We start from the raw sequence: 12,484 nt of genomic DNA, 5'->3' as shown, positions 1-12,484 counted from the left end.
TCGGTCATGGTCGCAGGTCTGGAACTCGGTCTGCGAAAGTCCTACGGTTAGGTCATGGCACTGTCGAAGGCAGAACGCGAAGAGTTTCTGGCCGAGTCTCACGTCGCCGCGCTGTCCGTGGCCGCGGGCCCGGATCGTGGTCCGTTGACCGTCCCCATCTGGTACGACTACACACCTGGCGGCCAGGCCTGGGTCCTCACCGGGAAGACGTCGAAGAAAGCCGAATTGATCAGAGCCGCAGGGCGATTCACGCTCATGATCGAGCAGTCGAATCCGACCATCAGATACGTGTCCGTCGAGGGACCGGTTGCGCGGGAAGAGCCGAGTACGCCGGAGCTACTACGCGCCATGGCTGCACGCTACCTACCGCCGGAGAAGGTCGACGGCTACCTCGAGATGGCCGACAGCGAGCACGAAGAGAACGTGGTGTTCCACCTGCAGCCGGAGCATTGGCTGTCGGCCGATCTGGGCGCGATCTGAGAGAACGCACCAGTACCGTCTTCCCGTATCAAGAAGTCGGTGTCAGGGCGTTGCCGGGCGGGATGGTCGCGCAGTTGCTGTACGTCGGCCCACCCTCAAACCGCTGGGTCAAGAACTGCAGACTCTGAGCCTCGAATGCCGGGAAGGCTTCGCTGTGCGTCAAACCGTCGTACTGCGCATACTGCACATCGACGCCCCGGCCGCAGTATTCGTACGCCAGTCCCTGTACATCCGCGGTGATCATGACGGAATCGCCGATCGGATCGGCGTGCCCGACAGCCAGGAACATCGGCGTCCGCGGAGTGCCCTGGCTACCCATGATGTTGTCGTCGATCGCCGCCACCACCTCGGGCACGTCGAGCATGGAGGTGTACGGAGCCTTGACCATCGAGGCGTCGGTGAGTGTCGGGTAGTCGTCGGCGAACTGGGCGATGCACTCCTGATCGACCTGATCGATCACCTGGCGGCCGTAATCGGAGATGAAATCGTCCAGGTCGAGACCGTAGGCGCGTTCGTAGGCGACGATCAGTGCCGGGATGACCCCCGCCCACTCCTTGTTACCGCTGACGTACGGCAGGTTGTGAGCCAGGTCGACGGGCAGTCCGCCGGCAGCCGCTCCGACGAAGTTCAGCTCGGGTGCGTACTCGGGGGCAATCTCGGCACCCCACTGCGTCGGCACGGAGCCTCCGGAGTACCCAACCATCCCGACGGGTGTGCTCGACGGAAGCTGTAGGAGGGACTGAGCCGCACGAATGCCGTCCAGCGCTGCGTAACCCGACTGCCGCCCGATCGTCCACTCGAGCTCCTCACCCTCGTAATCCGGCACGACGACGGTGTAGCCCGCTGCGAGGTAGCCGGCAATGACCGCCTGTTCCGCGCCGGCAATGGGACTCGTGGACCCGCCACTGAGCGTGTAGGACGGGTTGCATTGAGAGCCGAGGGCGTCGTACGCCATGTGGTACGAGACGATCCGCGTCGGCCCGGGGACCAAGGGTCGCAGCACGGTGGCGACCGTGACGACGCCGTCACCCTGCTGGTCGGTAGTTCTGTACAGCACCTGGCTACCCGTGATCGGGGTCGGCTGGGTGGGGGTACGGAACGTCATGGGCCTCGACCGAAGCACCGTTCCCGGAGAGACGTCCAGGCCGCCGTCCCAATCGTAGAACGGATCGTCGGCCGGAATCGGTGAGCCGGGCCCCGGATCTGCCTGTGCAACAGGGACACTCACGAGCGTGAGGGACCCGAGAACCAGGACGACGGAGGCCACCAACCTCATCGCGAATCCTCTACCGACCTGTGACATGGAACAAATTAAAGCCCCGACCTCGAAGTTATGGACGGAAATCGCCAGATTTTCATCCACAACTTCGAGTTCGGCGGAGGGTCACTTCAGGACGATGTTCACCATTCGACCCGGGATCACGATGATCTTGGTCGGGGCCTTGCCGTCGAGCAGGGCCACGATTTTCTCGTCGGCCAGAGCCGTCTTCTCGACGTCGTCCTTCGTCGCATCGGCGGGGACGGTGATGCGGCTGCGGACCTTGCCGTTGACCTGGATGGGGTAGTCGACGGTATCGGCGACCAGCCACTTCTTCTCCACCCGCGGGAAGGGCCCGTGCGCCAACGACTTCTCGTGACCGAGCTTGCTCCACAGTTCCTCGGACAGGTGCGGGGCCAGCGGAGCGAGCATCAGGATCAGCGGCTCCACCACTCCGCGAGGCGCACCGTCGGGGTACGCCTTGGTGATGTGGTTGGTCAGCTCGATGAGCTTGGCACCGGCCGTATTGTCGCGCAGTGCAGCATAATCCGCGTGCACACCGTCGATCACGCGGTTCAACACCCGCAGCGTGTCCTCGGTCGGCTTGTCGTCGGTGACGCGGACCTCGCCGGTCACCTCGTCGAGCACCAGTCGCCAGACGCGCTGCAGGAACCGCTGCGCGCCGACGACGTCCTTGGTCGCCCACGGCCGGGAGGTGTCCAGCGGCCCCATCGACATCTCGTAGAAGCGCAGGGTGTCGGCACCGTACTCGGCGAAGATCTCGTCGGGGGAGACCGAGTTCTTCAGGGACTTACCCATTTTGCCGTATTCACGGTTGACGGGCTGGTCCTGATGGAAGTAGCCACCGTCGCGTTCGACGACCTCAGCCGCGGGTACGTAGACGCCGCGGGCATCGGTGTAGGCGTAGGCCTGGATGTAGCCCTGGTTGTACAGGCGACGGTACGGCTCGCTCGAGCTGACGTGGCCCAGATCGAAGAGCACCTTGTGCCAGAAGCGCGAGTACAACAGGTGCAGCACCGCATGCTCGACGCCACCGACGTAGAGATCGACTCCGCCGGGATCGTTCGGTCCGTGGATCTCCGGACGCGGTCCGACCCAGTACTTTTCGTTCTCGGGGTCGGCGAAGGCCTCGGAGTTGGTGGGGTCGATGTAGCGCAGCTGGTACCAGGAACTACCGGCCCACTGCGGCATGACGTTGGTGTCGCGGGTGTATGTCTGCAACCCGTCGCCCAGATCGAGTTCGACGTTGACCCACTCGCTGGCCTTCGCCAGTGGCGGGGACGGCTCGGAGCCGGCGTCGTCGGGATCGAACGAGACCGGTGCGTAGTTCTCGACCTCCGGAAGTTCAACCGGCAGAGCGGAATCCGGCAGGCCGTGCGGGTTGCCCTCGGAGTCCCAGACGATCGGGAAGGGCTCACCCCAGTAGCGCTGGCGAGCGAACAGCCAGTCGCGCAGCTTGTACTGAATGGTGCCGCGGCCGGTGCCGTCGGCCTCCAACCGCGCGATGACGGCAGCCTTGGCCTCGTCCACGGGCAGGCCGTCGAGGAAGTCGGAGTTCACCAACGCGCCGTCGCCGACGTATGCCGCCTCGGTGACGTCTCCGCCCGAAATGACCTCGCACACAGGCAGACCGAACGCCGTGGCGAACTCCCAGTCGCGTGCGTCGTGCCCGGGTACAGCCATGATCGCACCGGTGCCGTAGCCCGTGAGCACGTAGTCGGCGATGAACACCGGCACCTGCTCACCGTTGACCGGGTTGCTCACGTAGGCACCGATGAAGACGCCGGTCTTCTCCTTGTTCTCCTGCCGCTCCAGATCCGACTTGGCGGCGATCGACGCGCGATATGCCGCAACGGCTTCCGCGGGAGTGGCGGCTCCGCCCGTCCACTTCTCGGACACGTCGGAAGGCCACTCGGGAGCAACCAACCCGTCGACCAGTTCGTGCTCGGGGGCGAGCACCACGTAGGTCGCACCGAACAGCGTGTCCGGGCGGGTGGTGAACACCTCGATGTTCGAGAACGAGACCTGTGCACCACGGGATCGCCCGATCCAGTTGCGCTGCATGGTCTTGACCTTCTCGGGCCAATCCAGGTATTCGAGGTCGTCGACCAGGCGGTCGGAGTACGCGGTGATGCGCATCATCCACTGCCGCAGGTTCTTTCGGAACACCGGGAAGTTGCCGCGATCACTGCGTCCGTCGGCGGTGACCTCCTCGTTGGCGAGCACCGTACCCAGACCGGGGCACCAGTTGACCATCGAGTTGGACTCGTACACCAGACGGAAGCCGTCGATCACCTCACGACGCTCGCCGACGGTCAGCGAGTCCCAGGAGCGGCCGTCGTCCAACGTGCGCTCACCCGAGGCGAACGCCGCCTCGAGTTCCGAGATGGGCCGCGCTTTGCCGAGGTCCGCGTCGAACCACGAGTTGAAGATCTGCAGGAAGATCCACTGTGTCCAGTGGTAGAAGTCGACGTCCGTCGTCGCCAGGGACCGTCGGCGATCGTGTCCGAGGCCCAGCCGACGCAACTGGCGTCGCATGTTGGTGATGTTGTCCTCGGTGGTGCTGCGCGGGTGCGTGCCCGTCTGCACGGCGTACTGCTCGGCCGGCAGACCGAACGCGTCGTAGCCCAGCGCGTGGAGCACGTTGCGACCCTGCATGCGGTGATACCGCGCGAACACGTCGGTGGCGATGTAACCGAGAGGGTGGCCGACATGTAGGCCGCTGCCCGAGGGGTACGGGAACATGTCCTGGACGAACAGCTTGTCCTTCGGGACGTCTCCGGCGAGGGTTCCGACCGGGTTGGGAGCGTCGAAAGTGCCCTGCGTCTCCCACAGGTCCTGCCACTGCTCCTCGATGTGCCCGGCGAGTTCGGCTGTGTAGCGGTACTCGGGGGCGGACTCGGTGGGTGCTTCAACGGAATCGGTCACACCTACCAGCCTAAAGTGTGACGCGGCCCGGCTGGTACCAGGACCTCGCTGCGCCGTATCCTGGCCAGGTGGTCATCGTCTCGGTTGTGTTGTTCGTGCTCGCCCTCGTCGTCGGCGCTGTCGCCCTCGCGTCGCTGCTGGGCCGGCTCCCACGCAACCGCTTTGCCGGTGTCCGCACCGCCGAGGCCATGCGTGACGACGAGACGTTCACCCTCGCCAATCGCGTCGCCGGTCCCACCACCGCCGCATCGGCCCTGGTGCTGGCCATCGGCGGCGTGGCCGCTCTCGCACTGAGCGGCATCGCCGCCGTCGTGGGCGTCGTCGTTGCCCTCGTTGCCGCGCTGTTCATCGCCGCGGCCGGTGGATCCATCGGGGCCCGCGCAGCAGCGGCCGTTCCGCCACCCGCCGAGGCGGACGGATGCGGAAGCTCGTGCATCTCGTGCAGCCTCAAGGACGCCTGCCAGCCGAGCTGAGCAGATGAAGGCGAAGGCACTACGCACGTTCGACCCGGCCGGAGTCGTCTTCGGCGTCGTCGTCCCCCTTGCGGTAGCCGCACTCGGACTCGTCCTGGCATACCTGTGGCAGGGACGCCTGCCGGAGGAGGTCGCCACTCACTTCAGCGGCACCGAACCGGACGACTTCTCCAATCCGCTCTCCAACGCCTGGACCCTTGCGATCGTGATCGTGCTGGTGGGCGGCGGGTGCAGCGCCGTCGCGTCGTTGGCTCGGGTGCTGCTGATCATGCGTCGCACGATGCTGATCATCGGGCTGACCGTCGTCGGGCTGATCGGTGTTCTGCAGATCGCGACCCTTGTTCGCGAACTGGACATGCCGACCGCGCAGAGCGTCACCATCCCCGGTTGGGCCATCGCGGTGGGGACCGTCGTCGGCTTCGCGGCCGGGCTGTTCGGCGCGTCGCGACTGCGTGACCACCGCGAACGCGTCGTCGCCACGTCTGCGCCGCATTCCGATCTCCCGCGGTGCAGCCCCGAATTACCCCTGGTGGTCCGCGTCGGTGCCAGTCGCATCGCCGGTATCACCGTCGTGGCAGTGTCCCTGGCCGGGGCCGCTCTGACGTGCTATCTGTCCAGCTCACTGTGGCCGATCTTCCTGTTCGCCCCACTGACGATTCTGATTCTGTCGTTGCTGCGATTCACCGTGCACATCGACAGCGACGGCCTCTTCGTGTCCAGCCTGGGCATGGCGGCATTCGATTACGGAATCGACGAGATCACCGGCGCCTCGGTTCGGGCGGTCGATCCCTCGAAGGAGTTCGGCGGTTGGGGTCTGCGGGCCAAGGGACGCGGAAACTACGCCGTCGCCACCGAGGCCGGCCCCGCGGCCTTCGTCACGTTCGCCAACGGGGACCGGCTCACCATCGGTTCTGCCGACGCAAAGACAATCGCAGGCACTCTCAACTCATTGACCGCCCGTACTCGCAGCGCCACGGTGGATTAAGTTAGCCGAGTGAAGTTGTTGCGGGATACCGTGCTGGATCCCTTCCTGTTGGGAATCTTCGCGGTCGCAGCGCTGGCCAGCCTCTTCCCGGCGACCGGCACAGCGGAGGACGTACTGGGCTGGGTGACGCGCATCGCCATTGCGCTGCTGTTCCTGATCTACGGCGCCCGACTCTCGCCCCGCGACGCCTGGAACGGCGTCAAACACTGGCGGCTGCACTCGGTGATCCTGGCGTGCACGTACCTGCTGTTCCCGGCACTCGGGCTGGCCCTGCGGATCCTCGTCCCCGGCGTCATCAGCGACGACCTCTACACCGGAATGCTGTTCCTCTGCCTGGTCCCCTCGACCGTGCAGTCCTCGATCGCCTTCACCTCCATCGCCCGCGGCAACGTCGCCGGTGCTGTGGTGAGCGCCTCGTTCTCCAACATCATCGGCGTCTTCGTCACCCCACTGCTCGTGATCGCCCTGATGACCACGACCGGTTCCGTGACCATCGACCCCAGCTCGGTGCTCGACATCGCCCTGCAACTACTGCTTCCGTTCGCCGTCGGTCAGCTCATCCGGCCCTGGGTGACAGGCTGGCTCACCCGGCACAGCGCGCCGACGAAACTCGTCGACCGCGGTTCGATCCTGCTGGTCGTCTTCGCCGCATTCAGCGAATCCATGAACCAGAACGTGTGGTCCTCGGTGGCGGTGTGGCGCATCGGCGTCGTCGTCGCGGTGTGCGCTGCGTTGCTCGCCCTGGTGCTGGTGATCACCTGGTACGGAGGCAAGTGGTTGGGCTTCCCCTTCGAGGATCGGATGGTACTGCTGTTCTGCGGATCCAAGAAGAGCCTGGCCAGCGGGCTACCGATGGCCGCTGTGCTGTTCGTCGGCCAACCCGTCGGACTGATCGTGCTGCCGCTGTTGATCTTCCACCAGATTCAGCTGATGGTGTGCACCGTGATCGCCCAGCATTTCGCGCGACGACCGGAAACGGAACAGAGCCCGGTGGGCAGCGTCGCGGACTAGATTGGGTGTCACTCGAGCCGATCACGGGAGAAGACGATGACCAGGAAAATCCATGCCGACGGTATCGTCTCTGCGGCCTACACCGGCCGCCTCGCCACCAATCCCGTACCCGCACTGCGACTTCCCGAGGAACAGCTCGACCCCGACGCCGCCTACCGCTACATCCACGACGAACTGATGCTCGACGGCAGCTCGCGCCTGAATCTGGCGACGTTCGTCACCACGTGGATGGATCCCCAGGCCGAGAAACTCATGGCCGAGACGTTCGACAAGAACATGATCGACAAGGACGAATATCCGTCCACCGCCGCCATCGAGGAACGCTGCGTCAACATCGTTGCCGATCTGTTCCACGCGCCGGGACTCGACCGGGAGGACCCGTCGTCGGCCACGGGGGTCTCGACGATCGGATCCAGTGAGGCCGTCATGTTGGCCGGCTTGGCGCTCAAGTGGCGCTGGCGAGCCAAAGGAGCCGGCACCGGCACTCCGAATCTGGTGTTGGGCAGCAACGTTCAGGTGGTGTGGGAGAAATTCTGCCGCTACTTCGACGTGGAGCCGAAGTACCTTCCGGTCGAGCGCGGTCGCTACGTCATCACCCCGGAACAGGTTCGAGACGCGGTGGACGAGAACACCATCGGTGTCGTCGCGATCCTCGGCACCACGTTCACCGGGGAACTCGAACCGGTACAGGAGATCTGCGCGGCACTGGACGCGATCGCGGGTAGCGGCGGGCCGGACGTACCGGTCCATGTCGACGCGGCCAGCGGCGGCTTCGTCGTACCGTTTCTGTACCCGGAGCTCGTGTGGGACTTCCGGTTGCCTCGGGTCAAGTCCATCAACGCCAGCGGCCACAAATACGGATTGACCTATCCAGGAATCGGATTCGCCGTCTGGCGAACCAAGGAAGACCTCCCCGATGACCTCGTCTTCCGCGTCAACTACCTCGGCGGAGACATGCCCACCTTCACGTTGAACTTCTCCAGGCCGGGCAATCAGGTGATCGGGCAGTACTACAACTTCCTGCGCCTGGGCCGGTCCGGCTACACCGACATCATGAAAGCGCTGCGCGACACGGCCGTTCGCGTGAGCCGACACCTCGACAAGCATCCCGACATCGAGGTCATCACCGACGGATCGGCCATCCCGGTCCTGTCGTTCATGTTGAAGGACCATTGCGGTTTCACCGTCTTCGACGTCTCCCACGAGCTACGTGCCCGCGGATGGCAGGTGCCGGCGTACACGATGCCCGACAACGCCACCGACGTCGCCGTACTCCGAATCGTCGTCCGAGAGGGCTTCAGCGCGGACCTGGGCCGAATGCTGTGCATCGCCATCGACGACGTGATCGCCGGACTGAAATCCGGTGGCCACTCGACGGCCACCGCATTTGCTCACTGACCCCACGTCGGAGCAGGTTCCGAGTAGCGTCCACTCCAGTGACGTCGGCGTCCTCGCCGAAGCATGGTGGACCCGGAGATGGGGTGGACTGCATGGGTCTGTTGACTCGCGGTATCGCTTGGATCGGTCTGTACATCGCAGTGGCTGTGGTGCCTTTGATATTCGCGGTGATGGGACACCCAGGTCCCGGACGAGGATTCCTGACCGATTTCTCCGTTGCCCTCGGATTCATCGGGTTGTCGATGATGGGTATGCAGTTCGCCCTGGTCGCTCGATTCCAGGCTGCCGCAGCCCCATTCGGCGAGGACGCGCTCGTGCAGTTCCATCGCCAGGTGTCCTACGTGGCGCTGGCGTTCATCCTCGCTCATCCGATCCTGCTGCAGATCGCAGGAACGGACATCCTCGGCCTGCTCGACCTCGTCGAGGCACCATGGCGGGCCCGGTTCGCCGTGACCTCCACAGTGTTGTTGCTGGTCCTCGTCGGCACGTCGATCTGGCGGCGCAAGCTACGGATGCGCTACGAGGTGTGGCAGATCGTGCACGGGGTGATCTCGGTGGTGGTCGTCGCCTTCGCGTTGGCGCATGTTCTTCTCGTCGGCTACTACGTGGACAGCACGGTCAAGAAGGCGCTCTGGCTGATCATGTCCATCGGTCTGGTGTCGTTGCTGCTGTGGGTACGGGTAGCCCGACCGATTCGGCGTATCCAACGCCCCTGGCAGGTGGATTCTGTCCGACCCGAGCGCGGTGACGCCTGTACCGTGACGCTGAGCCCAGTGGGACACAACGGCTTCCGCTTCGAGCCCGGACAGTTCGGCTGGATCATGGTCGAGCGATCACCCTTCGCCGTCACCGCACATCCGTTCTCGTTCTCCTCGAGCGCCGAGAACACCGCAACCGTGCAGATGACGATCAAGAATCTCGGGGATTTCACTTCCACGGTACCGACACTGACCCCAGGTTCGCGGGCCTATCTGGACGGGCCCCACGGTGCCTTCGGTCCGGATCGACACGAAGGCCCCGGCTTCGTACTGATAGCCGGTGGAGTGGGCATCACGCCGATGATCAGCATCCTGCGCACAATGGCCGACCGTCACGATCGCCGACCCTATGTGCTGTTCTATGCCAGCAGATCGGAAGAGGACATCACCTTCGAGTCCGAACTCGACGATCTACGCGAGCACCTGGATCTGACCATCATCCACATTCTGCAGAATCCACCGCCGGACTGGACCGGCGAATCGGGATTTCTCGATCGTGAGATGTTCGCTCGTCATCTGCCCGAAAGGCACCACGCCATGCAGTACTTCGCCTGTGGCCCAGGGCCCATGCTCGACGCGATCGAGGACTCGTTGATAGCCCTCGGCGTGCCCGCACCGCGAGTACACACCGAACGCTTCACCTTCGTCTGATCGGATGTCATCGTGAGACACGTCTATACGACCCGCGCCGTCTTCGTCATCGCGCTGCTGTTGCTCGGAGCTGCCGCTTGGTTCGGACTGGCGACCCAATAATCGAGAATCAGTTCCGCTCGACATCGATCGGGTGGGACGCGAGCAACGCCAACGGCATCGGCTGTCGTCGCAGTACGTGCGCCCACAGATCGATTCGCGGCGGACCGATCACGTCGGATGCCAAGGCCGACACCACCATCCAGTCCTCGCGATCGAGTTCGCCTTCCAGTTGGCCGAACGTCCAGCCCGAATATCCGGCGAAGATGCGTACACCCTCGATGAGTGGGCCGATATCGGCTGGATCGGAATCGAGATCGACCATCACCACTCGGCCGTCGACGCGGCGCAGACCGGGAACGCCGTCGATCGACACACCGGTCCGCAGCGTCGCCAGGCACAGGGCGGAATCGCGCTTGACCGGGCCACCGACGTACAACGCCTGCGGCTTGGCTGCCAGCTCGGACCAGTTGGGCAGTACGTTCTGCACCGCCGTCTCACTGGGACGATTGATCACGACACCGAGGCTGCCCGCGTCGTTGTGTTCGATGATGTAGATGACGGTGCGCCGAAACGTGGGCTCCACGAGTTCGATGGACGACACCAACAGACTGCCGGGACGAACATCGCGCAAGGCCGACGCCGTCTGGTCCTCGGGTTCCTCCGCATGCGATGCCACGCTCATCATTGTGGCACCGAGCACCCGCGGATGTGGCGCAAGCGATACGGCCAGTCCTCATGAGTCGAGTCCGGCGATATCGGCAAGAAGTCCCAACTGATACTCGAACAGATCGTCCCTGCTGGCGAACGTCGTGGCTCCGTACTGATCGAACACATCGAAGCTGATGGCCCCGAACAGTGACGCCCACACCATGACTCCCAGTGCGATCAGCTCGTCGGGCAGATCCATCTCCATCTGTGCACGAATGTCCTCGAAGCTGCCGTGCAGTGACGCCAGCTCGGGCGGATCGGCCTCGACGTCCGGTCGACGTGTCTGCCACGCCGAGTGCAGGACGGCCACCAACGTGGTGATCACTCGAGTGCCCGGCCCGGTGGTCTGCTCCGCGGGGGCGTGATAGCCGGGCACCGGGCTGCCGAACAGCAACGCGTAGCGCGCCGGCTCCCGCAATCCCCACTGCCGCACCGTCCGGCCGAGCGCGAGGAATTTCTCCTTGGGTCCGTCCGCTGCGTCCACCGCTGCGTCGACGGCGTCTCCGAGCTCGGTGTATCCGTCGACGACGAGCAGGGTCAGCAGCTCGTCGCGACTGGCGACGTATCGGTAGACGGCCGAGGACACGACTCCGAGGTCCCGCGCGACGGCGCGCAACGACAGGGCCGGGGCGCCATCGGCGGCCAGGTGTTCGCGTCCGATGCGCGTGATGTCGGCCAGGGTCTGAGCGCGGGCTCGGGTGCGGGGAGTGCTCGCCATGGCACTCACAGTAACTCCTGCTCTTTTAGGAGAGCAGTGCTCTTGCTTTTGTGCAGCCATGGGTGCAGACTCGACGTATCAGAGAGCACCGCTCTCGTTTACCTCGAATGGAGCGATCATGACCGAACTTCACGTCGTCACCGGAGCCGGACCTGTCGGCTGGACGGTCGCCGAACAGCTTGCTGCACAGGGTCATTCGGTGCGAGTCCTCACTCGATCCGGCAGCGGCCCCGAGCACCCGATGATCGAACGTCGCGTTGTGGACATCGAATCCGATGACCTTCGACCGCACCTGAGCGGTGCCACCGCCGTCTACCACTGCACCCACGTCGCGTACGAGAACACGGTATGGCGGAACAAGCTCGTCGCGATGGAACACCGCGTGCTCGACGCGGCCGCGGGCACCGTCGTCGCGTTCCCCGAAAGTCTGTACGCCTACGGCCGGGTCGACGGACCGATCCGCGAGGATTCGCCCCGAGACGCGACGTTCCGCAAGCTGGGGGTGCGCACCCAACTGTTGGCCGCACGCAACGCGCACTCGACACCCACCGTCAGCGTCGCTGCCTCGGATTTCTACGGGCCGCGTGTGTTGACCTCGCACATGGGTGAGCGGGTGATCGCGCCGATTCTGGCCGGCAAACCGGTCCGCGTCTTGGCCTCTGCCGATCTGCCTCACTCGTTCACCTACGTCCCGGATCTGGCAGCCGCGATGATCACGGCCGCGGCGTCGCCGTCGCTGTGGAACACCGTCCTGCATGCGCCCACCGCGCCTGCGGTGTCGCAACGAGCGATGATCGAGATGTTCTCGGCTGCAGCACAATTACCGTCTCCGAAGGTCGGCACCATTCCGGCCTGGGCACTGCGACTGCTGAGCGCGGTGCCAGGACCGATGAAGGAACTCGGCGACACCCTCTACCAGTTCCGCTACCCCTACGTTCTCGATTCGGGCCGCAGCGAGGCGATCCTCGGGCAGCAGCCGACGTCACTCGTCGACGGCACTGCCGCAACGATGGCGTGGTGGGCCGCGACGCCCGCCGTCTCCGTATGACGGGC

Annotated in this window: 11 protein-coding genes; 7 read left to right on the top strand and 4 right to left on the bottom strand. The window is 64.8% G+C overall.

The features are described 5' to 3' along the window. Positions 1–54 precede the first annotated feature (54 nt). On the top strand, positions 55–480 hold the full coding sequence (locus CH302_RS12610) for a pyridoxamine 5'-phosphate oxidase family protein (protein ID WP_037195259.1): 426 nt from the start codon (positions 55–57) through the stop codon (positions 478–480). A 28-nt stretch (positions 481–508) separates the two neighbouring features. On the opposite strand, the gene CH302_RS12605 is transcribed toward CH302_RS12610, so the two are convergent. Both CH302_RS12605 and leuS read right to left on the bottom strand, forming a co-directional pair. Next, positions 509–1,756, bottom strand: a complete 1,248-nt coding sequence (locus CH302_RS12605) for a lipase family protein (RefSeq protein WP_037195703.1) — start codon at positions 1,754–1,756, stop codon at positions 509–511. Positions 1,757–1,864: 108 nt separating this feature from the next. Then, positions 1,865–4,687 (bottom strand): leucine--tRNA ligase, encoded by a 2,823-nt coding sequence (gene leuS, locus CH302_RS12600; RefSeq protein WP_037195261.1) that lies wholly within the window; start codon positions 4,685–4,687, stop codon positions 1,865–1,867. A gap of 68 nt (positions 4,688–4,755) precedes the next feature. On the opposite strand from leuS, the gene CH302_RS12595 reads away from it, so the two are divergent. From CH302_RS12595 to CH302_RS12575, 5 genes are all read left to right on the top strand, one after another. Beyond that, positions 4,756–5,160, top strand: a complete 405-nt coding sequence (locus CH302_RS12595) for an SdpI family protein (RefSeq protein WP_037195704.1) — start codon at positions 4,756–4,758, stop codon at positions 5,158–5,160. Positions 5,161–5,164: 4 nt separating this feature from the next. Further along, on the top strand, positions 5,165–6,145 hold the full coding sequence (locus tag CH302_RS12590; RefSeq protein WP_037195263.1) for a DUF1648 domain-containing protein: 981 nt from the start codon (positions 5,165–5,167) through the stop codon (positions 6,143–6,145). Between the two features lie 9 nt (positions 6,146–6,154). Continuing rightward, a complete protein-coding gene (locus CH302_RS12585; RefSeq protein WP_037195265.1) occupies positions 6,155–7,156 on the top strand; it encodes a bile acid:sodium symporter family protein in 1,002 nt (333 codons plus the stop codon). A 36-nt stretch (positions 7,157–7,192) separates the two neighbouring features. After that, positions 7,193–8,554, top strand: a complete 1,362-nt coding sequence (locus CH302_RS12580; protein WP_037195267.1) for a glutamate decarboxylase — start codon at positions 7,193–7,195, stop codon at positions 8,552–8,554. 92 nt (positions 8,555–8,646) lie between these two features. Then, positions 8,647–9,963: a ferredoxin reductase family protein gene (locus CH302_RS12575; RefSeq protein WP_037195269.1), complete on the top strand. Its 1,317-nt coding sequence runs from the start codon at positions 8,647–8,649 to the stop codon at positions 9,961–9,963. Positions 9,964–10,072: 109 nt separating this feature from the next. On the opposite strand, the gene CH302_RS12570 is transcribed toward CH302_RS12575, so the two are convergent. Beyond that, complete coding sequence (locus CH302_RS12570; RefSeq protein ID WP_037195706.1) at positions 10,073–10,690, bottom strand: YqgE/AlgH family protein; 618 nt, start codon at positions 10,688–10,690, stop codon at positions 10,073–10,075. A 48-nt stretch (positions 10,691–10,738) separates the two neighbouring features. Next, positions 10,739–11,431, bottom strand: coding sequence for a TetR/AcrR family transcriptional regulator (locus CH302_RS12565; protein ID WP_037195271.1), 693 nt, complete (start codon positions 11,429–11,431; stop codon positions 10,739–10,741). A 118-nt stretch (positions 11,432–11,549) separates the two neighbouring features. Between CH302_RS12565 and CH302_RS12560 the strand changes: the two genes are divergently transcribed. Further along, entirely contained in the window at positions 11,550–12,479 is a 930-nt protein-coding gene (locus CH302_RS12560; protein ID WP_037195273.1) for an NAD-dependent epimerase/dehydratase family protein, read from the top strand. Positions 12,480–12,484: the final 5 nt, after the last annotated feature.

It is taken from the genome of Rhodococcus sp. 15-2388-1-1a, from assembly GCF_002259145.1.
In the GTDB taxonomy this organism is placed as follows: Bacteria; Actinomycetota; Actinomycetes; order Mycobacteriales; family Mycobacteriaceae; genus Rhodococcoides.
The sequence above is the reverse complement of the archived record's forward strand: the minus strand, read 5'-3'. Positions and strand labels throughout refer to the sequence as shown.